Source organism: Coprobacillus cateniformis, assembly GCF_009767585.1.
GTDB classification, from domain to species: domain Bacteria; phylum Bacillota_I; class Bacilli_A; order Erysipelotrichales; family Coprobacillaceae; genus Coprobacillus; species Coprobacillus cateniformis.
Genome location: NZ_WSNW01000001.1, coordinates 3,388,365 through 3,409,988, shown reverse-complemented (window position 1 = coordinate 3,409,988; position 21,624 = coordinate 3,388,365). Strand labels below are relative to the sequence as shown.

At 32.8% G+C, this 21,624-nt stretch carries 24 protein-coding genes and 1 other RNA gene; 23 read left to right on the top strand and 2 right to left on the bottom strand.

The window, feature by feature from the left end:
- Nucleotides 1-71: 71 nt before the first annotated feature.
- The 16 genes from ssrS to GQF29_RS16825 all read left to right on the top strand — a co-directional run bounded on the left by ssrS (nt 72) and on the right by GQF29_RS16825 (nt 11,937).
- Nucleotides 72-230, top strand: a non-coding RNA gene (gene ssrS / locus GQF29_RS16900) — 6S RNA.
- Nucleotides 231-244: 14 nt separating this feature from the next.
- Nucleotides 245-475, top strand: a complete 231-nt coding sequence (locus GQF29_RS16895) for a DUF896 domain-containing protein (RefSeq protein WP_054688583.1) — start codon at nt 245-247, stop codon at nt 473-475.
- Between the two features lie 89 nt (nt 476-564).
- Complete coding sequence (tkt, locus tag GQF29_RS16890; protein WP_008789641.1) at nt 565-2,544, top strand: transketolase; 1,980 nt, start codon at nt 565-567, stop codon at nt 2,542-2,544.
- Between the two features lie 116 nt (nt 2,545-2,660).
- Nucleotides 2,661-3,152, top strand: a complete 492-nt coding sequence (locus tag GQF29_RS16885; RefSeq protein ID WP_008789642.1) for an NADH-quinone oxidoreductase subunit NuoE family protein — start codon at nt 2,661-2,663, stop codon at nt 3,150-3,152.
- Entirely contained in the window at nt 3,149-3,502 is a 354-nt protein-coding gene (locus GQF29_RS16880; RefSeq protein ID WP_008789643.1) for a hypothetical protein, read from the top strand. Before GQF29_RS16885 ends, GQF29_RS16880 begins: the two co-directional genes overlap by 4 nt.
- A complete protein-coding gene (locus tag GQF29_RS16875) occupies nt 3,499-3,906 on the top strand; it encodes an ATP-binding protein (RefSeq protein WP_008789644.1) in 408 nt (135 codons plus the stop codon). The genes GQF29_RS16880 and GQF29_RS16875 overlap by 4 nt, the downstream gene beginning before the upstream one ends.
- Entirely contained in the window at nt 3,903-5,078 is a 1,176-nt protein-coding gene (locus tag GQF29_RS16870; RefSeq protein ID WP_008789645.1) for a [Fe-Fe] hydrogenase large subunit C-terminal domain-containing protein, read from the top strand. Before GQF29_RS16875 ends, GQF29_RS16870 begins: the two co-directional genes overlap by 4 nt.
- Nucleotides 5,075-5,404, top strand: a complete 330-nt coding sequence (locus GQF29_RS16865) for a hypothetical protein (protein WP_008789646.1) — start codon at nt 5,075-5,077, stop codon at nt 5,402-5,404. The genes GQF29_RS16870 and GQF29_RS16865 overlap by 4 nt, the downstream gene beginning before the upstream one ends.
- Nucleotides 5,405-5,406: 2 nt before the next feature.
- Entirely contained in the window at nt 5,407-6,102 is a 696-nt protein-coding gene (locus tag GQF29_RS16860; RefSeq protein ID WP_008789647.1) for a PHP domain-containing protein, read from the top strand.
- Complete coding sequence (locus tag GQF29_RS16855; RefSeq protein WP_008789648.1) at nt 6,095-6,628, top strand: ATP-binding protein; 534 nt, start codon at nt 6,095-6,097, stop codon at nt 6,626-6,628. The genes GQF29_RS16860 and GQF29_RS16855 overlap by 8 nt, the downstream gene beginning before the upstream one ends.
- Entirely contained in the window at nt 6,625-6,993 is a 369-nt protein-coding gene (locus tag GQF29_RS16850) for a (2Fe-2S) ferredoxin domain-containing protein (protein ID WP_008789649.1), read from the top strand. Before GQF29_RS16855 ends, GQF29_RS16850 begins: the two co-directional genes overlap by 4 nt.
- Nucleotides 6,994-7,004: 11 nt before the next feature.
- Entirely contained in the window at nt 7,005-8,798 is a 1,794-nt protein-coding gene (locus tag GQF29_RS16845; RefSeq protein WP_008789650.1) for an NADH-quinone oxidoreductase subunit NuoF, read from the top strand.
- Between the two features lie 9 nt (nt 8,799-8,807).
- Nucleotides 8,808-10,556 (top strand): NADH-dependent [FeFe] hydrogenase, group A6, encoded by a 1,749-nt coding sequence (locus GQF29_RS16840; RefSeq protein ID WP_008789651.1) that lies wholly within the window; start codon nt 8,808-8,810, stop codon nt 10,554-10,556.
- 90 nt (nt 10,557-10,646) lie between these two features.
- Nucleotides 10,647-11,003, top strand: a complete 357-nt coding sequence (locus GQF29_RS16835) for a hypothetical protein (protein ID WP_008789652.1) — start codon at nt 10,647-10,649, stop codon at nt 11,001-11,003.
- Between the two features lie 65 nt (nt 11,004-11,068).
- Nucleotides 11,069-11,269 carry a YneF family protein gene (locus GQF29_RS16830; protein WP_008789653.1) on the top strand — a complete coding sequence of 67 codons (201 nt, stop codon included), beginning with the start codon at nt 11,069-11,071 and terminating at the stop codon, nt 11,267-11,269.
- A gap of 41 nt (nt 11,270-11,310) precedes the next feature.
- Nucleotides 11,311-11,937, top strand: coding sequence for a histidine phosphatase family protein (locus tag GQF29_RS16825; protein WP_236916457.1), 627 nt, complete (start codon nt 11,311-11,313; stop codon nt 11,935-11,937).
- A gap of 20 nt (nt 11,938-11,957) precedes the next feature.
- On the opposite strand, the gene plsY is transcribed toward GQF29_RS16825, so the two are convergent.
- Complete coding sequence (gene plsY, locus GQF29_RS16820) at nt 11,958-12,566, bottom strand: glycerol-3-phosphate 1-O-acyltransferase PlsY (RefSeq protein WP_160340856.1); 609 nt, start codon at nt 12,564-12,566, stop codon at nt 11,958-11,960.
- A 95-nt stretch (nt 12,567-12,661) separates the two neighbouring features.
- Here plsY and parE point away from each other — a divergent pair, with 95 nt between their 5' ends.
- On the top strand, nt 12,662-14,590 hold the full coding sequence (gene parE / locus GQF29_RS16815) for a DNA topoisomerase IV subunit B (RefSeq protein ID WP_160340855.1): 1,929 nt from the start codon (nt 12,662-12,664) through the stop codon (nt 14,588-14,590).
- Nucleotides 14,591-14,601: 11 nt separating this feature from the next.
- The gene (gene parC / locus GQF29_RS16810; RefSeq protein WP_160340854.1) at nt 14,602-17,259 is read left to right on the top strand and encodes a DNA topoisomerase IV subunit A; all 2,658 of its coding nucleotides are present in this window, start codon (nt 14,602-14,604) and stop codon (nt 17,257-17,259) included.
- Nucleotides 17,260-17,282: 23 nt separating this feature from the next.
- On the opposite strand, the gene sigK is transcribed toward parC, so the two are convergent.
- Entirely contained in the window at nt 17,283-17,966 is a 684-nt protein-coding gene (sigK, locus tag GQF29_RS16805; RefSeq protein WP_008789658.1) for an RNA polymerase sporulation sigma factor SigK, read from the bottom strand.
- Between the two features lie 102 nt (nt 17,967-18,068).
- Between sigK and yqeH the strand changes: the two genes are divergently transcribed.
- From yqeH to GQF29_RS16780, 5 genes are read left to right on the top strand one after another with little or no spacing between them, the layout of a single operon-like run.
- Nucleotides 18,069-19,169 carry a ribosome biogenesis GTPase YqeH gene (gene yqeH / locus GQF29_RS16800; protein WP_160340853.1) on the top strand — a complete coding sequence of 367 codons (1,101 nt, stop codon included), beginning with the start codon at nt 18,069-18,071 and terminating at the stop codon, nt 19,167-19,169.
- A 13-nt stretch (nt 19,170-19,182) separates the two neighbouring features.
- Entirely contained in the window at nt 19,183-19,470 is a 288-nt protein-coding gene (gene yhbY, locus GQF29_RS16795) for a ribosome assembly RNA-binding protein YhbY (RefSeq protein ID WP_054688590.1), read from the top strand.
- Nucleotides 19,467-20,567: a nicotinate-nucleotide adenylyltransferase gene (locus GQF29_RS16790; protein ID WP_160340852.1), complete on the top strand. Its 1,101-nt coding sequence runs from the start codon at nt 19,467-19,469 to the stop codon at nt 20,565-20,567. The genes yhbY and GQF29_RS16790 overlap by 4 nt, the downstream gene beginning before the upstream one ends.
- Entirely contained in the window at nt 20,568-20,915 is a 348-nt protein-coding gene (rsfS, locus tag GQF29_RS16785; protein WP_017143732.1) for a ribosome silencing factor, read from the top strand.
- The gene (locus GQF29_RS16780; RefSeq protein WP_160340851.1) at nt 20,912-21,622 is read left to right on the top strand and encodes a class I SAM-dependent DNA methyltransferase; all 711 of its coding nucleotides are present in this window, start codon (nt 20,912-20,914) and stop codon (nt 21,620-21,622) included. The genes rsfS and GQF29_RS16780 overlap by 4 nt, the downstream gene beginning before the upstream one ends.
- Nucleotides 21,623-21,624 lie beyond the last annotated feature (2 nt).

Genomic DNA, 21,624 nt, shown 5'->3' with positions numbered 1-21,624 from the left:
ATATAGAAAAAACTTCAAAAATAAAAACCCTTTTCGTAGGTTTACAGAATAAGTTTTTATGCTATAATAAGTTTGACCTAAGAGAATATGTATTTCCTACACGATAGATAAGGGAATCTGATTGTTGGTCGATGGTGTTGAAAGCCTATCTTGAATAGGAATCCTAAAGTCGAACACAAGATACCCACCTGTATTAACCAGGGATAATATCTAAAACTCTTAGGTTTTTATTATGGAGGAAAATATGGCTAAGATAAGTGATGAAATGATAAAAGAAATTAATGAACTTGCTCACAAAAGCAAAACAGTGGGTTTGACTGAAGAGGAAAAGGCAAGACAGCATGAATTAAGACAGGAGTACTTAAGAATCTTTAGAAGTGGTTTTCAACAACAACTCAAAAGTATTAAAGTTGTTGACTCAAAAGGTAATGATGTTACACCACAAAAACTGAAAAATGCGAAAAAAATGAATTAAAATGATGAAATTTGGCAAATAGGTGTTTGCTAATAGATGTTTTTTGTGTATAATAACGATGAATGTGTTTTGAGGAGGAAAATGGAGAAATGAATCAATCGGAATTATCAATAGCTACAATTAGATCTTTAGGAATTGACATGATTAATAAAGCAAACTCAGGTCATCCAGGAATGGTATTAGGATCTGCACCTGCTTTATATACTTTATTTACAAAGGAATTAAAAGTTTTTCCAAAAGAATCTGATTGGTTTAATAGAGATCGTTTTGTCCTTGCAAGCGGACATGCATCTTCATTATTATACAGTTTACTGCATTTATCAGGTTATGATTTAACAATGGATGATTTAAAGCAATTTAGACAATGGGAAAGTCGTACACCTGGACACCCAGAAATTGAAATAACTGATGGTGTAGATGCATCAAGCGGCCCTTTAGGACAGGGAATTCCAACAGCAGTTGGTATGGCAATGGCAGAACGTTTTTTAGCTGACCGTTACAACAAAGAAGAATTTGAAGTTGTGGATCATTATTCATATGCTTTATGTGGTGATGGTGATATGCAGGAAGGTGTAACTTATGAAGCAGCATCTTTAGCAGGTCATTTGTCATTAGGGAAACTGATTGTTTTGTATGATTCTAACCGTGTCACATTAGATGGACCTTTAGATTATTCATTTAGTGAAGATGTGAAGAAAAGATTTGAAGCAATAAATTGGCAGGTTGTTTATGTTAATGATGGAAATGATGTTTCTGCAATTTTAAAAGCGATTAAAAAAGCTAAAAAGGAAAAATACAAACCAACATTGATTATTATGAATACTGTTATAGGATTTGGTTCTAAAAATCAGGGAACAAATAAGGTTCATGGTGCGCCTTTAGGCGCAGAAGATGGAAAAGCTGCTAAACTCTCTTATGGATTTGACCATCCTGACTTTTATGTTCCTGAAGAAGTTTATGATGATTTCCAAAAAAATGTATACTCGAGAGGGAAACGTACATTTAATAAATGGAAGAAAATGATGCGTGAATATAAGAATGCTTATCCTGAACTTTATAAAGAATTATCTGATGATGTTAAAGGTAAGTATAGTTTTGATTATGAAGAATTTTTAAATAGTTATCCTGAGGGGACAAGTGAAGCCACTCGTAATACGAGTGAAAAAATCATTAATGAGATTGCTAAACAGAATCCAACATTCTTATCTGGAACTGCTGATTTGGCATCATCTACAAAAACAACAATTAAAGATGGTGGGCGTTTTAGTTGTGAAAATTATAGTGGCAGAAATTTGTTCTTTGGGATTAGAGAATTTGCGATGGTTGCTATAATGAATGGAATGACTCTTCATAAAGGTGTTAAGGTTGCTTCTGGTGGTTTTTTAGTTTTTAGTGACTATTTTAAAGCCGCTTTAAGAATGGCATGTTTAATGAAGTTACCAATAGTTTTACCATTATCACATGATTCAATTGCTGTAGGAGAAGATGGACCTACTCATCAACCTGTTGAGCAATTGGCAATGATGCGTTCAATGATTAATATGCAAGTTATTAGACCAGCTGATGCTTATGAAATGTGCGCAGCATGGAAGAAAGCAATGGAAACAAATGATTGTCCAACAGCACTCATTCTCACAAGACAAAATGTTACGAATTTAACTCATGCAACATATGATGATGTTTGCCATGGTGCTTATATAGCTTCAAAAGAGAAAAATCAATTGGATGGAATACTTATTGCGACTGGTAGTGAAGTTGAATTAGCTTTTCAGGCTCAGACAGAGTTGTTTAAACAAGGATATGATGTTCGTGTTGTCTCAATGCCTTCAATGGAGTTGTTTGATAAGCAGTCTGATGAATATAAAGAGTTGGTATTACCTCGCTCAATGAGAAAACGTCTTGCAATTGAAATGGGAACTGATTTTGGGTGGCATAAATACATTGGTCTAGATGGCCAAATGCTATCTGTAAATCAATTTGGTGCAAGTGCTCCGGCAGATCTGGTTATTAAAAATTATGGTTTTACAGTAGAAAATGTTGTGAATACCTTCTTAGCTATATCAATATAATGAACTGTTAATGAAAATTAACAGTTTTTCTTTTTTTATTAGAAAGAAAACGGTTTCATAGTTTTAGGTTTCTATGCTATAATAAATTTAGGATAATAAAAAAACGAGGTGAGAGTATGAAAAAATTGAATCAAAAGTCTTTGGATTTTATAGATGATGTCATTTATAGACACAAAGACGAAAAAGGTCCCATCAAATTAATGCTTCATGAGATTCAAAATGAATTAGGTTATATACCTTTTGAAGCTATGGAAAAAATGAGTGAAGCATTAGATGAACCTATTGCAAAGATTTATGGTGTAGTGACTTTTTATTCACAGTTTACAACTGAACCTAAAGGTAAACATGTCATTAGTGTTTGTTTAGGAACTGCCTGTTATGTAAATGGGTCACAAACAATTCTAGATTTGCTAGTTGAGATGACAGGTGCTCCTGTTAATGGAACTAGTCAGGATGGTGTATTTTCAATTGATGCAACACGTTGTGTAGGAGCTTGTGGTTTAGCACCTGTTGTCAGTGTTGATGGAACTGTCTTTGGCTGCACAAAACAACTTGAAGACTTAAAAATGCTTGTTTTGGATTATAAAAAGGAGGAAGCTCCTGCATGAAGATGAAGGAAATCTTAGATATTGTGAGCGGGAAAGAAATCTATGTAAACGATCCACATGTTTATGATATTGATTTTGAAAATGCCTTTGGGACTGATCTCATGTCGGATGCCTTATGTCATTTGCGTGATGCTGACGAACGTGAACTCTTAATTACAGGACTTGCAAATATGCAAATATTCCACACTGCAAACACACTGGATTTAGCTGCCATATTGATTGTAAGAGGGAAAACAATAGATGAACATATGATTCAAGGGGCTAAAATGAGTGACATGAGTGTCTTTGTGACTGATTATACAATGTATGAAACTTGTGGTCGTCTCTATGAAAAAGGTTTGGGAAAATGAGAAAAGTATATCAAGTTGATAAGGATAACTATGAAGATGCGGGACAGGCCTCACGTGATATTAAAATGACTTTAAAAACACTTGGATTGGACCCTAAAGTATTAAAACGTATTTCTATTGCATGTTATGAAGCAGAAATCAACTTAGTGATTCATTCAGATGGTGGCACGATTACTTTTGAAATCGATGATAATGGGATTGTTTGTTTGACATTTGATGATGTTGGTCCAGGGATTCCTAATATTGAATTAGCTATGACTCCTGGGTTTTCAACTGCTTCATCAAAAGCCCGTGAATTTGGATTTGGAGCTGGAATGGGACTTGATAATATGAAAAATTGTGCAAGTGAATTTCATATAGAATCTTCAAGTGAAGGAACACACTTGACAATGAGGTTTGTATGAAACCGGTTGTGAGTTGGCTTGGTACAAAATGTGAACATTGTATCAAATGTTTAAAATCATGCCCTGCTGATGCAATTTCTATTGTTAATCATGAAGTCCAAATTGATGAAGAAAAGTGTATTCATTGTGATGTATGCATTAAGGAATGTCCAGCTCGCGTTTTAAAAGTTCATGGTGTGCATATGAATGAGACAATGCATCAACATGATTATAATGTGGTGCTCATTCCAACAAGTATATTGTCTGATATGAAATCATATGAAGACTTCCAAAGAATGTGCGAAGCTATTTTAAAACTTGGATTTGATGCGGTTGAACAGTATAGTGATATCGAAGGCTTTTTATATAAAAAGGCGATTGATGAAAGCCACAAAAGAGAAGGCATATGGTTAACTTCTTTTTGCCCAACAATTAATCAATTGATTGAGAAAAATTATCCAACATTATATGAAAGGATACTTCCATATGATTATCCAGTAGAAATTGCCGCAAGAAGAATAAGAAAAAAACATCAAGGTAAGGATGTTGGTATTTATTCCTTATGTGAGTGTGTTGGAAAAATGATTTTAGCAAAAGAACCTTTTGGAAATGAGAAATCCGCTATTGATTATGCGATGACTATATCTCACGTTTTTCCAAAAATGAACAAATTAAAAAGTGATATTAAATATCCAATCCAAATGAATAAGTATGGTGTGAAAAGTAATGTTGAGGACTTGTTTGGAAATAGAAGTTTATCTGTTGTGCGTGTGGAAGGTTTGAACCAATCCAAAAGCTTGTTGGATCTGGTGGAATTTGATCGTATTCAACATGTTGATTTGGTGGCTATGTATGCTTGTTATCAAGGGTGTATAGGAGGCTATTATTTATGGTCAAATCCTTTTGAAGGATGTTATAACATCGAGAGTATGATGGAACACTATAATGCTGAAAATATCGACTTAGAGGAAAATGAGTATCTTATTCAAAGAGAACTCAATCGTCAGGAAATAAAGTCAATGAAAGAGCGTATGGCTTGGTTTGCACGTGTTAATGAAATACTTGATACATTACCCCAATATGATTGTGGAGCTTGTGGATTTGCAAACTGCCGAAGTTTAGCACAAAGTATTGCGAAGGGAGATGTTGATATCCAGGCGTGTAGAGTCAAAAGAAAAGGTGATAGAGAATGAAAATGAAAGATTGTATAAATGAGTTAGATATAAAACTTTTAAATACTGCAACACTTGAAAAAGAAGTTGAGGATGTATATATTGGTGATTTACTCAGCATGGTAATGGCAAAAGCGAATGAAAACTCATTGTGGTTAACTGTTCAGGCTCATATGAATACAATTGCTATCGCTGAAATGCTTGATATTTCAGGGGTCATCTTTCTTGAGGGAGTCATACCAAATGAAGATGTCATAAAGAAAGCTGATGAACTAAATTTGCTATTGATGAGCAGCCAGCAGAGTGCTTACTCTTTATCAAAAAAATTAGTTTCTTTAGGTATATAAAAATGTTTTATGATTTGCATATTCATTCTGCTTTATCACCATGCAGTGATGATGATATGACTTTGAATAATATTGTTAATATGGCTTATATTAAAGGTCTAGATATCATAGCAGTGACTGATCATAATTCGGTAAAACAATTATATCATCTTAAAGAAGTTGCAAAAGATAAAGTTGAATTTGTTTATGGTGTTGAAATACAGAGTAGAGAAGAAGTTCATGTTTTAGCATATTTTTTAGGAGAAACATGTTTAGATTCAATCCAAAAATTTCTTGATGATTATTTAATAGAAGAACCAAATGATGAATATTATTTTGGTCATCAATATATTCTTGATGAGAATGATAGAATAATAAATGAAGAAAAGAGATTACTTATTAAATCATTAGACTTATCCATAAGAGAGGTTATCAAATGGATTCATCAATTAGGTGGCGTGGCTATTTTGGCACATGCAATGAGCGAACGATTCTCAATAATGAATGTTTTTATGAAAATTGATAAAGATTTAGATATTGATGGCATAGAAGTAACTGAAATAAATCATCAAAAGTATTTATTAAAACAATTCCCATATTTAGAAAAGGTACCCTGGTTTATAAACAGCGATGCTCATCGGTTAGATATGATAAGTGAACCTATTCATAATATGGACAAACAAAATTTTTATGAGATGTGGAGGAAACGATATGGATGAATTAGCACTTAATATTTTAGATATTGCTTATAATTCTATTCGTGCTCATGCATCTATGATTTACATCCAAATTGTTGATAGTGTAGAAAATAATATTATTGATATTTCTATTAAAGATAATGGACATGGAATGGATAAAGAAACTGTAGAAAAAGTGATTGATCCATTTTATACAACAAGAACAACTAGAAAAGTTGGTTTAGGAATTCCACTTTTTAAACAAAATGCTGAATTAACAGGTGGGTATTTAAAAATTAATTCACAGATTAATGAAGGAACAAATGTGGAAGTTAGATTTATAAAAAACAATATAGATACGCCAGTTATGGGAAATATTGTAGAAACAATGGTGACCTTGATTCAGGCGAATGAAGATATTGATTATGAGTTTGAATATAAAACTGATAATAGTGATTTTATAATGAAAACAAAAGATATGAAAGATATATTAGGTGATGTTAAGATTACTGAACCTGAAGTTCTTTTATGGTTAAAAGATTATATAAAGGAGGGATTAGTGTCATGAAATCATTAGAAGATTTAAAGAAAATTAGAGATGCAGCACAAAATAAAATGACAATGCGTTTAGATGATGACCAGAAATATCGTGTTGTTGTAGGGATGGCAACCTGTGGGATTGCTGCTGGAGCAAGACCGGTATTGAATACAATTGTTGAAGAAGTCGCAAAGGCCAAACTTCCCGTTACTGTTCTACAAACAGGATGTATTGGAATGTGTACACTAGAGCCAATTGTTGAAGTCTTTGATAAAGATGATCATAAAACAACTTATGTATTAGTCGATGCAAAAAAAGCCAGTGAAATTGTAACTCGTCATTTGATAAATGATGAGGTCATTGATGAATACACTGTGGGTAAATATAAGAGATAGGAGGGGATGACATGGAAAGAATACAAGTCTTGGTATGTGCTGGTACTGGATGCAGCATAGGTAACTCTGGTGCTTTGATTGATGCTTTTAGAACTGAAATTAAATCTATGGGATTAGAAAGCGAAGTAAGTGTTTTGCGCACTGGCTGTTTAGGTCTTTGTGGTGTTGGACCAAATGTCTCTATTTATCCTGATAATATCATATATAAGTCAGTAAAAGTTGAAGATGTTAAAGAAATCGTTATGGAACACTTTTATAAAGGACGTCCAGTTCATCGTTTAATGCTTAATGAATCTGATCAAGAAACAAATGAGGTTCATGATATTAACAAAACAAAGTTTTATGAAAAACAAAAGAGAATTGCTTTGCACAACTGTGGGGTGATTGATCCTGAAAATATTCAGGAATATATTGCTAAAGATGGATATTTTGCATTAGGTAAAGTTTTAACTGAAATGAAGCCACAGGAAGTTGTTGATGAAATAAAAGAAAGTGGATTAAGAGGTCGTGGAGGCGGTGGCTTTCCAACAGGCCTGAAATGGCAATTTGCTTTAAATGAACCTGGTGATGAAAAGTATGTCATTTGTAATGCAGATGAAGGAGATCCGGGAGCTTTTATGGATCGTTCTATTTTGGAAGGTAATCCTCATAGTGTTATTGAGGCCATGGAGATTGCCGGATATGCAATTGGAGCTCATCATGGTTATATTTATATACGTGCTGAATATCCAATCGCTGTAGAACGTTTAAAACACGCTATTCAAGAAGCAAAAGAATTGGGATTGTTAGGTAATGACATATTTGGTAGTGGTTTTCACTTTGATTTAGAAATTCGTTTAGGAGCTGGAGCCTTTGTCTGTGGTGAAGAGACAGCTTTGATTCAGTCAATTGAAGGAGAAAGGGGAATGCCTTCTCCAAAACCTCCATTTCCTGCTCATAAAGGTGTTTGGGGAAAACCTACAATCATCAATAATGTTGAAACATATGCAAACATTGCACAAATTATAACTCATGGAGCAAAGTGGTTCCGCTCTATTGGAACTGAAACATCTGCTGGAACAAAAGTTTTTGCCTTGGGTGGAAAAATAGTCAACACTGGACTTGTAGAAGTTCCAATGGGAACAACACTTCGCGAAGTTATTTATGAAATTGGTGGAGGGTGTCCAAATCGAAAGAGTTTCAAGGCGGTACAAACTGGTGGACCATCTGGTGGCTGTTTAACTGAATCTCAATTGGATACACCAATTGGATTTGATGAATTGGTGAAATTAGGGTCTATGATGGGATCGGGCGGTATGATTGTTTTAGATGAAGATAATTGTATGGTCGATGTTGCAAGATTCTATATGGATTTTATTGTTGATGAGTCTTGTGGAAAGTGTTCTCCATGTCGTATTGGAACAAAACGTATGTTAGAATTGCTTGAGGATATCTGTGAGGGTCGTGGGACAATGGAAACATTGGACGAACTAGAAGTCCTTGCTACAACAATTAAAGATACTGCACTTTGTGGTCTTGGCCAATCCGCACCAAACCCTGTATTATCAACAATTTTACAATTTAGAGAGGAATACATCGCACATATTATTGATAAGAAATGTCCTGCTGGTGTTTGTAAAGCCTTATTGTCTTATGAGATTGATGAAGATAAGTGCCGTAAATGTGGTCTTTGTGCAAGACAGTGCCCAGCAAATGCTATTGATGGTGAACTCGGTAAGGTCCCTTATCGCATTGATCAAAACAAATGTATCAAGTGTGGTAACTGTATGACAGCATGTCACTTCGGTGTTATTGTGAGAAAGTAGGTGAAGAGAATGGGAAAAATAAAATTAACGATTAATAATCGTCAGGTTGAAGCTTATGAGGGCAAAACAATTTTAGAAGTTGCAAGAGAAAATGGTATTCACATCCCTACTTTGTGTTATTTAAAAGATTATACTGGAACGGGAGCGTGTCGTGTTTGCCAGGTAGAAGTCGAAGGTGTCAGAAATCTTTGTGCTGCTTGTGTTTATCCTGTTAGAGAAGGAATGGTTGTTAAAACAAATTCTATGCGTGCATTGGATGCAAGAAGACGTGTTGTTGAATTGATAGTTTCTAATCACTCAAAAGACTGTTTATCTTGTATTCGCAATACAAATTGTGAACTTCAAAGATTATGTCAAGAATTAGGTGTTCGAGAAGACGCTTTTCAAGGTGCAAAAACAACACCAACATTTGATGAAGTTTCTCCTGGCGTTGTAAGAAATACTGCTAAATGTATACTTTGTGGACGCTGTGTCGCAGCATGTAAAAAACATCAGGGACTTGGGATTTTAGGATTTATGGAGCGTGGATTTAAAACAAAAGTTGGACCTGTTTTTGATCGTAGTCTAAATGATGTCAATTGTATGCAATGCGGACAATGCATCAATGTCTGCCCAGTAGGAGCATTACAAGAGAAAGAAGAAATTCATAATGTTATTGAAGCATTAAATAACCCAGCCAAGCATGTTGTCGTTCAAACTGCTCCTGCTGTTCGCGCCAGTCTTGGTGAAGAGTTTGGTATGCCAATAGGAACAAGAGTAACTGGCAAAATGGTTGCAGCTTTAAAACTTCTTGGTTTTGATAAAGTTTATGATACAAACTTTGGAGCAGATTTGACAATCATGGAAGAAGGATACGAATTTATTAATCGACTTCAAAATGGTGGTGTTCTACCAATGATTACATCATGCTCACCAGGATGGATTAATTATTGCGAAAAAGAGTATCCTGATTTATTAGATCATTTATCATCATGTAAATCACCACACATGATGTTAGGAGCAATGATTAAATCTTACTATGCGAAACAACATCAATTAGATCCAAAAAACATTTATGTTGTATCTATTATGCCATGTGTAGCCAAAAAGGGCGAAAAAGAACGTTCACAAATGATGAAAGATGAAATGAAAGATGTCGATGCGGTTTTAACAACAAGAGAACTTGGAAAACTGATAAAAATGTTTGGTGTCAATTTCATTGATTTAAAAGATGAAGAGTTTGATCAAGATATGTTTGGAGAATATACTGGTGCTGGAGTTATTTTTGGAGCAAGTGGTGGAGTCATGGAAGCTGCGTTACGTACCGTTGTTGATGTTTTAACGAATCAAGATTTAGATAATATCGAATATCACTCTGTACGAGGACAACGAGGGCTCAAAGAAGCCAGTTTACAAGTTGGTGATTTAAAAGTTAATGTTGCAGTCGCACATAGTATGACAATTGCAAAGCCATTGTTAGAAGAAATCAAAGCAGGCACATCTAAATATCACTTCATTGAAATTATGGGTTGTCCTGGAGGATGTATTAATGGTGGAGGGCAGTCATATGTAAATGCTTTAATCAGAAATAGTGGCTTTGATTTTAAAGGAGCGCGTGCTAAAGCATTGTATGATGAAGATCGAGCTATGCCAGCAAGAAAATCTCATAAAAATACACAAATCCAAAAATTGTATGATGAGTTTTTAGAACATCCAAATTCGCATATTGCTCATGAACTTCTTCATACAACATATGACAAACAAAAGAAATTCAAATAAAAACAATAAGGTCTTAGAAAATTTCTAAGGCCTTTGATTTTGACATTTTTCTCATTTTATTTATGATATATTGAAAAAGGGTGATGAATAATGGATCAATATAGAATTATATGTTTGAAAGAAAAGATGAGCGAAATGGTCAATACTTATCCTGACCTCATTCCTTTACTATACTCACAACAAAATGATGTTTTTGAAACAAATCAAATAGAATTATTATTTAGTCCTATGAATTTAGGAAAAGAAAAATTACTGCAAATCATCCAGAAACGAGAAGATTATACATATTATCATGGAATTCATCAGTTATTAAATCCTATTACTGAAGAAAAAATATCAATTGTTATGAATGAATATGACATAGAAGTTACAGAAAGCAATGAGAACCATGTTGTTTTTGATATGATTAAGGCTTTTTCTAAAAACTTTTATATGATAAAGACATAATTGATTTTACAAATCAAAATGTTTTGTGCTATAATGAGTAAGTAATTGAAATGGAGGAATTGAAAATGTTATATGGATTTTTAGGACTTGCTGTTGGTCTTGTTATAGGATTCTTCGCTTCACGTTATGTTTTCAAGAAAAACTTAAAGAAGAACCCACCTATTAATGAAAAAATGATTCGTGCTATGTTTATGGAAATGGGACGTAAACCAAACGAGACTCAAATCAAGAGAATAATGAAAAGTATCAATGATCAATATAAATAAGGGTTAATCCCTTATTTTTTACTATAATTATGAAAATATATTTGACACGACATTCTAAAACAGCATGGAATCAAGAAAAAAGATTACAAGGAAGATGTGACTCTCCTTTAACACAAGAGGGAAAAGAAAATGCAAAAGCATTAAAAGAACATATCCAAACCATTTCTTTTGATGGCATTTATTCTAGTCCTATTCCAAGAGCTTGTACGACAGCACGACTGTTATTTAGTGATAAAAAAATTATTTTGGATGATAGACTTATGGAAATGAATTTCGGTGATTTTGAAGGCAGAAAAATTTCGGATATATTAAAATCCGATTATGAGTTATACCATAATCTTTGGCACCATCCTGAAAAATTCACTTTTATTCCACATGGTGAGAGCTATGATGATGTAATCAAACGTGCCCATTCATTTTTAAATGATTTAGAAAAAAAGCATTCTCAAAATGATACAGTTATGATTGTCACTCATGGCATGTTTTTTATTGTTTTATTAGCAACGATGTTAGGAATGGAAAAAAAGGATTACATCAAGATTAATCAAAAGGTTGTTGAAGGTTGTTCATTGACACTGATTAATTTGGAAAATGGGAAATATTATTTAGAATTTTATAATCAGCACGATTATTTACCACATGTCATGAATACATCTTTTGCAAAATAAAAAAGCCTTATAAGGCTTTTTTACATCCAGGTAATTTTATTTTCTGTTCCAGCTTTTATTCTTTTTATGTTTGCTCTATGTTTATAAATCAATAATCCAACAATACATGCATTTGTAATAATCCCTACTGTACTATAACCAATAAACGGCGCTATAACAACAATTGTTGCAGATCCTAAAATAGAAGCTAAAGATACATATTTTGTTAATTTCAAGGTGATAAAGAAAATAACTAAAGCAATAATAAATGCATAAACATTTGTTACAAGTGCATATCCTATTGCCACTGAAACTGCTTTTCCTCCTCTAAAACCGGCAAAGATTGGATAACAATGTCCAATAACACAAGCCAATGCACAAGGATAAATAATATCAGTATTCAAACCCATGTAATGAGCGACAATTCTAGCTATCAAAATGGAAATGCAACATTTTGAAGCATCTAATAATATAACTGTCAGGCCTGCTTTTTTTCCAAGAACTCTGCCTGCATTTGTTCCACCGAGGTTCCCTGAGCCACTTTCTCGTACATCAGTATGATAAAAGAGTTTTCCAACAACTAATGCAAAAGGAATTGAGCCATACAAATAACTCATCAAAATTAATAATATATATACAAAAATCTCCATAATTTCACATCCTTGAAAATTATTATACATTAATAGTTGGAAAAATCAATCATTTTAAGGTATAATATACTAGTTATGGAAGGAGGATATCATAAATGAAATCAAATCATTATGATGAATCAAATATACAGATTCTTGAGGGTTTAGAAGCAGTTCGCAAAAGACCTGGAATGTATATAGGATCAACTGATTATCGAGGATTACATCATTTGGTATGGGAAATTGTCGATAATGCTATAGATGAATCCTTAGCGGGATTTGGTGATAAAATAACTGTGACAATTGGAACAGATAACACTATTAAAGTTGAAGATGAAGGACGTGGGATGCCGACTGGTTTACATGCTTCTGGAAAACCAACAACTGAAGTTATACTAACGATTTTGCATGCTGGTGGAAAGTTTAGTGAAGATGGTGGATATAAAACTTCTGGAGGACTTCATGGAGTAGGTTCTTCTGTTGTGAATGCATTGAGTGAATGGCTAGAGGTTACTGTATATCGTGATGGAAAAATTCATCAACAAAAATTTGAAGATGGGGCTAAAATTATCTCGCCACTAAAAGTTATTGGAAAAACCAATCGTACAGGGACAACAATTCATTTCAAACCGAATAAGGAAATCTTTTCAACAATCGATTTTAATTATTCAACAATTTGTGAAAGATTAAGAGAGAGTGCCTTTTTATTAAAAGGCATTGAAATGAATGTTATTGATGAAAGAACAGGAAAACATGAAACTTTTCAATATGAAAATGGATTAGAGGCTTTTATTGATTATTTGAATTATGAAAAGAAAGTGCTACACAAAACAGTTTCTTTTGATGATACATCAAATCCTATTGAAGTTGAAATTGCATTTCAGTTTACAGAAGGGTATCAAGAAAATTTAATTTCTTTTGTAAACCTTGTAAGAACAGGAGATGGGGGAACTCACGAAACGGGATTTAGATCGGGTTTTACCAAAGTATTTAATGAATACGCTAGAAAATATGGTTTGTTAAAAAACAAAGACAAGAATCTTGAAGGAGCTGATGTTCGTGAAGGATTAACAGGCATCATTTCAGTTAAAATCCCTGAATCATTATTACAATTTGAAGGACAGACAAAATCAAAGTTAGGATCGCCAGAAGCGAGAAACATTGTTGAAAATGTTGTTTATGAACAAATCAACTATTTTTTGGAAGAAAACAAAGATGTTGCTAATCAACTGGTTAATAAAATGATTAAAGCCGCCCAAGCGAGAAATGCTGCTAGAAAGGCTCGTGAAGAAGCAAGGAAAGGCAAAGGCAATAAAGTTGAAAAAATATTAATCGGGAAATTAGCACCAGCTCAATCAAAAGACAAGAAAAAGAAGGAATTATATCTTGTCGAAGGAGACTCAGCTGGTGGAAGTGCAAAGCAGGGACGTGACCGCAAATACCAAGCGATACTGCCATTACGTGGAAAGGTTGTCAATACAGAAAAAGCTGCAATGGCTGATATTCTTAAAAATGAAGAAATTAGCACTATTATAAATACTGTTGGAGCTGGAGTCGGCGCTGACTTTAATGCTGATGATTCTAATTATGCAAAAGTCATTATTATGACTGATGCCGATACCGATGGTGCACACATTCAGGTATTGCTTTTAACATTCTTTTATCGATACATGCGTGGATTAATTCAATCTGGAAGAGTATACATCGCTATGCCTCCTTTATATAAGGTTTCTAAGAAAAATGGCAAACATGAAGATTCACTTTATGCTTGGGATGATGATGAATTAGAAGATGCAAAGAAGAAAATCGGCCGTAGTTATGGTGTTCAAAGATACAAAGGTCTTGGAGAAATGAATGCTGATCAATTGTGGGAGACAACCATGAATCCTGAAACTAGAACACTTATTCAGGTATCTATTGAGGATGCTGCATTAGTTGAAAGAAGAGTTTCTGTATTAATGGGAGACAAAGTAGAACCAAGGCGTGAATGGATAGAGGATAATGTTCAATTCTCATTAGAAGATTCATTCTTTATTACGAAGTAAGGAGGGTATGCATGAGCGAAAAAATCATAACACAATCATTAGATGATATTATGGGGGATCGATTTGGCAAGTATTCCAAATACATTATTCAAGATCGTGCACTGCCCGATGTCAGAGATGGATTAAAACCAGTTCAACGAAGAATTTTATATGCAATGTATAAGGAAGGTAACACTTACAACAAACCCTATCGTAAATCTGCAAAAACAGTGGGTAATGTTATTGGAAATTATCATCCACATGGCGATAGTTCTGTATATGATGCGATGGTGCGTCTATCCCAAGAGTGGAAAATGCGTATACCATTAGTAGATATGCAGGGAAATAATGGATCGATAGATAATGATCCTGCAGCAGCAATGCGTTATACTGAAGCACGTTTATCAGCAATTGCAGCAGAATTATTAAAAGATATAGATAAAGAAACAGTTCAGATGGCATTGAACTTTGATGATACTGAATATGAACCAACTGTTGTTCCAGCAAAGTATCCTAATTTATTGGTCAATGGGGCAACTGGTATTTCGGCTGGTTATGCAACAGATATTCCACCACATAACTTAGAAGAAGTTATTGATGCCACAATTTATCGTCTTTCTCATCCCCAATGCTCATTAGATAAATTAATGGAATTTATGAAGGGACCGGACTTTCCAACAGGAGCAATTGTTGAAGGGAAGCAGGGGATTCGTACAGCCTTTGAAAAAGGGCGTGGAAAAGTTGTTGTTCGTTCTAAAACAGAAATCATTCATGAAAAAAATATGAATAAGATTATTGTCAGTGAAATACCATATGAGGTGAATAAGGCTGAATTGGTAAGAAAATTAGATGAAATTCGTTTCAACAAGAGTGTTGATGGAATTATTGAGGTTCGTGATGAATCTGATCGAAATGGATTAAGCATTGTGATTGATTTAAAGAAAGATGTAGATGTTCAAAATACATTGAATTATTTCTTTAAAAATACTGATTTACAAAAAAATTATAATTATAATATGGTTGCTATCAAAGATAAAAGACCTGTATGTATGGGGATTGAAGCTATTCTTGATGGCTATATTCAGCATCAAATCGAAGTGATTACTAAACGTTCTATTTTTGATTTGAATAAGGCTGAAGAAAGAAAACATATTGTTGATGGTTTAATTAAGGCTGTTTCAATTCTTGATGATGTTGTTCATACTATCCGTCATTCTAAAGATAAACAAGATGCTAAAATAAATATTCAAACACAATTTGGTTTTACTGAGAAACAATCTGAAGCTATTGTTACATTACAGTTATATCGTTTGACAAATACAGATATTGTTTCTTTAGAAAAAGAAAAAGAAGAATTGGAATCTTTAATTCAAACATTTAATGATATTTTAAATAGCGAACAAGTCTTAAGAAAAGTTATTGTTGATGAATTAAAAAATATTAAAAAGCAATATCCATCTCCAAGACTTACTGAAATTAAAGATGAAGTTCAGGAAATCACAATCAATGAAGAAGCAATGATTTTACCTGAAGATATTTATGTTTCTGTAACTCAGGATGGGTATATTAAACGCATTTCTCAAAGATCATATAAAGCCAGTGAAAATACTCTATTTGGGAAAAAGGATGAAGATGTTTTGGTTGATCTTCATTTTGCCAATACTTTAGATAAATTACTTGTATTTACTGATAAAGGAAATTATATGTACATACCGCTTCATAAATTAGAAGAATTTAAATGGAAGGAACTTGGAAAACATATTAGTTATCTCATTAAAGTTTCTCCAGCAGAAAAAATTGTTGGCTCTGTTCTTGTGAAATCATTTGATTATCCATTATATATTGTCCTTGCTTCACGTTTAGGTCAAATGAAACGTGTCGAACTTAAAGAATTTGATGTCACTCGATTTACAAAACCAATGAAATGTATCAATCTTAAGAAAGATGATTCATTATTACAAGTAGGATTGAGTGATGGACAACAAGGAATTGTTTTAACAACTCAAGCTGGTTATGCAACTTTATACAGCGAACAGGAAATTTCTGTTTTAGGTGTTAAAGCAGGAGGAATAAAAGGGATCAATTTAAAAAACGATGAATTAATAGCAATGAATATTTTCAATCCTTTGAAAACAGATTCACTTATTCTGATCAGTGACCAACCAGGTATTAAGCGTTTACGTATTTCAGATATACCAAGTTGCAACCGTGCTACAAAAGGAAATCTTATTTTTAAATCACCAAAAACGAATCATATTCAATCTCTCTATGCATTTGTATTAGAAACCAAGGATCAGCTTAATATTGAAACGGATTCGCAGAAATTAGATATTTTTGTCAAGGATTATGCGAATGCACAACTTGAAAGCAAACCAAGTGTCTTGACTGCAATTAAAGATAACATTATACGATATGTTTATAATCCGAAAACATTATCCACAGATTTGTTTAATGTTGAGAAGATAAATAATGAAATAAGTCCTAAAGTTTTTGAAGTTAAAAAGGAACCTGATTTGTTCAATGAAATCAATGAAGACATTGTAAAAAAGAAAAATGAAATTATTGAAGAAAAAGTTGAACCAGTCATAGTTCAACCAGTTCTTCAAAAAAATTCACAAAAAGGAGAATCAAAAGATGATAAACATTTTGAGCCAATTTCTTTTGATGATCTTTTTAAAGATGATTTTTAGAATATGAGAACCCTCATATTCTTTTACTTATCATTCAGATAAGCTTTCAGAAGTTTAATAAGTGCTCTTTTTTCTAACCGTGATACATACGAACGTGAAATATGCATTGTACTCGCAATTTCTTTTTGAGTATACACTTTATGCTTATTTAAGCCATAACGATAAATAAGTATTTCTTGTTCTCGAGGTGTTAAAAGAAGAAAATATTCTTGTAACTTTTTAATTTGATCCTCTGTATCAATTTGATCAATAATTTCTTTTTGATCAGATGGCAAGATATCTAAAAGCGTCATTTCTCCACCATCTTTATCAACACCTAAAATTTCATTCAGTGATACATCAAGAGCAGTTTTTTTGTTACCACGCATATGCATAAGAATTTCATTTTCAATGCATTTTGCTGCATAAGTTCCTAATTTAGTTGCTTTTGTTGGTTTATAACTATCAACCGCCTTAATTAAGCCAATTGTCCCTATACTAATCAAATCTTCCTGAAGATCTTTTGTGCTTTCATATTTTTTAGCAATATGAGCAACAAGTCTCAAGTTGTGTTCAATGAGTTGGTTACGAGCTTCCTGGTCTCCTTGAAAATATTTTTCTAATAAATCATTTTCTTCTTGGGGAGTCAATTGTTTTTTAAAGGCTTGTGTCTTGATGAATGAGACAAATAAAAATTGTTGTAAAAATGTTATTAGCGTTGTAAACATAATCCACCTCAAAATCATTATATGAAAATTGTCGATGTTTATGTTTAGGCTTTTCATAGAAGCCAAAATAGGGTACAATAATGAAGAAAAGGAAGGTCATTTATGAATCAGGAAATGAAATGTTTTGGCTGTGGAGCCATTATTCAAAATGAAAACGAAAAATATATTGGTTATGTACCAAAAAGTGCAATGAACAATGATAAAGTATTATGTCAACGTTGCTTCCAATTGAAAAATTATCATAAGTTACAAGAAACAAATATGACAAAAGATGATTTTCTCACTATATTACAACAAATAGGTGAAAAAGACTGTTTGGTTGTATATATGATTGATTTATTTGATTTTAACGGAAGCATAATTCAGGGGTTAATGCGCCATATTGCTTATAATGATGTATTAGTCCTGGCAAATAAACGTGATATTTTACCTAAATCCGTAAAAGAGAGAAAATTAGAACATTGGGTGAGAAGACAATTAAAAGATCAAGGAATTCAAGCAGTAGACGTCATTGTAACCAGTGGTAAAAAAAGCATGAACTTTGATGACATATACGATGCCATTATGGAGTATCGTAAAGGGCGCGATGTTTATGTTGTAGGTGTGACGAATGTTGGAAAATCAACTTTCATCAATGGTTTATTAAAACATTATGCTGAAGTTGAAAATCAAAATCTCATTACAGTCTCTGAGTATCCAGGAACAACTTTGAACCTCATTGAAATTCCTTTAGATGAACATTCAGTTCTATATGATACTCCAGGGATTATCAATGAAAGTCAAATGACACATTTGTTAGCTCCAGAAGATATCAAAAAGGTCATTCCTCAAGGAGAACTGAGACCAATGGGATTCCAATTAAATAATCTTCAGACGCTTTATTTTGGTGGTTTAGGACGTATTGATTATTTAGAGGGAGACCAAGCTAGTTTTATTGCATATTTTTCTAAAAACTTAAAAATACATCGGACAAAGACAATAAAAGCAGATGATTTGTATAATCGACATCAAACTTTACAATATGAAGTTGCTGGAATTGATTCAATATCACAAATGAAGTCTTATGAATTTCGATTGATGCCAGGGAAAACAGATATTGTTATTTCTGGATTAGGTTTTATTACAGTGAATTCGAAAGGTGGAAAGGTAAAAGTTTTGGTTCCACCACAGATTTCAGTTATATTAAGAGAAGCTATTATTTAGAGAAGGAGATACTATGTTAACAGGTAAACAGAAAAGATATTTAAGAGGGAAGGCACATCATTTAAATGCTATTTTCCAAGTTGGCAAAGAAGGAGTCAATAGTAATCAGGCAAAAGGAATTTCTGAAGCTTTAGAATCACAAGAATTATTAAAAGTGAAAATTTTAGAAAGTTGTCCAGATGATGTTAATACAGTTGCTTTAGAGTTAAGTATGCAAACAAAATCTGAAGTTGTTCAAATTATCGGTCATACAATTATTTTATATAAATCATCAGATAAGGAATTATACCGTTTACCATGAAAAAAGTAGGATTATTTGGTGGGAGTTTTGATCCTATTCATAAGGCTCATGTGACTATAGCAAAATTGGCACTTGAACAGTTGCAGTTAGATGAAATCCAATTTGTTCCAACAAAAAACAATCCTTGGAAAGATCACAATTGTGTAACGCGCCAAGAACGATTGGATATGATAGCTTTGGCTATTCAAGATGAAACAGGGATAACTATCAATACAATTGAAATTGATACAAAATCGGATGAAAAAAATTTTACAGTTGATACTTTAAAGATATTAACAAAACAAAATCCGGATATTAAATATTATTATATTATGGGTATGGATCAAGCAAATTTATTTGATAAATGGAAAAATGCTGAACTTATTTGTCAAATGGTCCAATTGGTAGCCTTCCAAAGAGGTGGATTTGAACCATTCATTCCTATAATTCAACAGTTTCATTTTATATTATTGAAAAACGAACCTATATATGCATCTAGTAGTGATGTTAGACAAGGGCATATAGAAATGCTAGATGAAAATGTCCTACGATATATAACAAAACATGGTATATATCTAGAAACATTAATTTCCAATCGTATGAAAGAGAAGCGTTGGAAGCATACTTGTAGTGTGGCCAGATTAGCAGCTGATATTGCGAAAGCTAATCATCTTAATGAGAAACAAGCTTATATTGCTGGAATGTTTCATGATATTGCAAAAGAAATGAACGAAACAGAATCAACAGTAATTATGCAAGCCTATTTCCCAGAATACATGAGTAAACCAAAACCGATTTGGCATCAGTGGGTGTCCCGTTATGTGAGTGAGCATGAATATTTGATAGATGATGTTGTTGTTTTAAATGCGATAGAACATCATACAACTGGATCAATCGATATCTCAGCAATCGGAAAATGTGTTTATGTAGCTGACAAACTTGACCCATTGCGAGGATATGACTCAGTTCAACAAATTGAGGTATGTAAGAAAGATATTCATCAAGGATTTAGAAATTCATTGAAGGATTTTCATGAATTTTCTACAAGAAACAACCGAAATATTGATGAATGTTTTTATGAAATATATGATTATTTTGTAACTAAAGGAGAAATATAAATGACAAAATTAGAATGTGTAGTTAAAGCTATGGATGATAAACTCGCAACTCATATAGTTGCTATTGATATGCAAGAAGCAAGTCCTATATTTGATACTTTTGTATTGTGTACAGCTAGTAATGAAAGATTAATGCAAGCTATTATGCAAAATATTAAGGATGAATGTGAAAAAAACAATTTTGAAATCAAAAGTATTGAAGGTCTAAGAAATTCAAAATGGTTACTTATTGATCTTGGTGATATTGTATGTCACATTTTTGAAGCTGAGGAACGTGAAAGTTATAATTTAGAAAAACTATGGGGTGATATGCCACATATTAATGTTGAAGGAATGCTAGCAAAATGAGTTATGAAAATTTTGCTTATTACTATGATAGTCTCATGGAATCACAATTTTATGATGACTATCACGCATTCATTCATAAGCATTGTCAATTTGATGAAGTTTTAGAATTGGGATGTGGAACAGGTGAAATAGCCATTCGATTATCAAAAGATGGTAAACAGGTTTTTGCATCTGATTTATCATTAGATATGTTAGAAGTTGCTAAGCAAAAAGCAATGGCTGAAAATGTGAATTTAATACTCCAACGTGTTGATATGAGTGATTTTTCTACATCTCATCAGGTTGATTTGGTATTATGTCTTTGTGATTCAATAAATTATTTATTAAATCCTGAAGATATTTTGAAAACGTTTCAAAATGTATATTCGTCATTAAAGAAAAAGGGAACTTTTATTTTTGATATTGATAGTTTATACAAAATGAATGTTATTTTAAAAAATTATCATGAGGATGAGGAGGATGAAGAATTTTCTTTTCATTGGCATGTAGAAACAATACAAGATGGCTATGTACATCACCATCTTCATATCGAAGATAAAATTGAAAATGAAATAGTCGTTGAAGAGCATTATCAAAAAACATATCCTGTTTCACAATATATCTATTGGCTCAATGAAAGCGGATTTATTGATATTGAATATTATAGTGATTTTGAGGAATACCATGAAGATTGCGAACGCATTATCTTTGTTTGTAGAAAGGGGTAAAT

What these genes read in the sequence shown, in the direction of transcription:
- GQF29_RS16840 (WP_008789651.1), top strand. Translation starts at nt 8,808, where the DNA reads ATGGGAAAAATAAAATTAACGATTAATAATCGTCAGGTTGAAGCTTAT.
- GQF29_RS16790 (WP_160340852.1), top strand. Translation starts at nt 19,467, where the DNA reads ATGAAAAAAGTAGGATTATTTGGTGGGAGTTTTGATCCTATTCATAAG.
- GQF29_RS16870 (WP_008789645.1), top strand. Translation starts at nt 3,903, where the DNA reads ATGAAACCGGTTGTGAGTTGGCTTGGTACAAAATGTGAACATTGTATC.
- tkt (WP_008789641.1), top strand. Translation starts at nt 565, where the DNA reads ATGAATCAATCGGAATTATCAATAGCTACAATTAGATCTTTAGGAATT.
- GQF29_RS16850 (WP_008789649.1), top strand. Translation starts at nt 6,625, where the DNA reads ATGAAATCATTAGAAGATTTAAAGAAAATTAGAGATGCAGCACAAAAT.
- GQF29_RS16830 (WP_008789653.1), top strand. Translation starts at nt 11,069, where the DNA reads ATGTTATATGGATTTTTAGGACTTGCTGTTGGTCTTGTTATAGGATTC.
- plsY (WP_160340856.1), bottom strand. Translation starts at nt 12,566, where the DNA reads ATGGAGATTTTTGTATATATATTATTAATTTTGATGAGTTATTTGTAT.
- sigK (WP_008789658.1), bottom strand. Translation starts at nt 17,966, where the DNA reads ATGTTTACAACGCTAATAACATTTTTACAACAATTTTTATTTGTCTCA.
- GQF29_RS16835 (WP_008789652.1), top strand. Translation starts at nt 10,647, where the DNA reads ATGGATCAATATAGAATTATATGTTTGAAAGAAAAGATGAGCGAAATG.
- GQF29_RS16855 (WP_008789648.1), top strand. Translation starts at nt 6,095, where the DNA reads ATGGATGAATTAGCACTTAATATTTTAGATATTGCTTATAATTCTATT.
- GQF29_RS16885 (WP_008789642.1), top strand. Translation starts at nt 2,661, where the DNA reads ATGAAAAAATTGAATCAAAAGTCTTTGGATTTTATAGATGATGTCATT.
- rsfS (WP_017143732.1), top strand. Translation starts at nt 20,568, where the DNA reads ATGACAAAATTAGAATGTGTAGTTAAAGCTATGGATGATAAACTCGCA.
- yqeH (WP_160340853.1), top strand. Translation starts at nt 18,069, where the DNA reads ATGAATCAGGAAATGAAATGTTTTGGCTGTGGAGCCATTATTCAAAAT.
- parE (WP_160340855.1), top strand. Translation starts at nt 12,662, where the DNA reads ATGAAATCAAATCATTATGATGAATCAAATATACAGATTCTTGAGGGT.
- GQF29_RS16895 (WP_054688583.1), top strand. Translation starts at nt 245, where the DNA reads ATGGCTAAGATAAGTGATGAAATGATAAAAGAAATTAATGAACTTGCT.
- GQF29_RS16880 (WP_008789643.1), top strand. Translation starts at nt 3,149, where the DNA reads ATGAAGATGAAGGAAATCTTAGATATTGTGAGCGGGAAAGAAATCTAT.
- GQF29_RS16860 (WP_008789647.1), top strand. Translation starts at nt 5,407, where the DNA reads ATGTTTTATGATTTGCATATTCATTCTGCTTTATCACCATGCAGTGAT.
- yhbY (WP_054688590.1), top strand. Translation starts at nt 19,183, where the DNA reads ATGTTAACAGGTAAACAGAAAAGATATTTAAGAGGGAAGGCACATCAT.
- GQF29_RS16875 (WP_008789644.1), top strand. Translation starts at nt 3,499, where the DNA reads ATGAGAAAAGTATATCAAGTTGATAAGGATAACTATGAAGATGCGGGA.
- GQF29_RS16780 (WP_160340851.1), top strand. Translation starts at nt 20,912, where the DNA reads ATGAGTTATGAAAATTTTGCTTATTACTATGATAGTCTCATGGAATCA.
- GQF29_RS16865 (WP_008789646.1), top strand. Translation starts at nt 5,075, where the DNA reads ATGAAAATGAAAGATTGTATAAATGAGTTAGATATAAAACTTTTAAAT.
- parC (WP_160340854.1), top strand. Translation starts at nt 14,602, where the DNA reads ATGAGCGAAAAAATCATAACACAATCATTAGATGATATTATGGGGGAT.
- GQF29_RS16845 (WP_008789650.1), top strand. Translation starts at nt 7,005, where the DNA reads ATGGAAAGAATACAAGTCTTGGTATGTGCTGGTACTGGATGCAGCATA.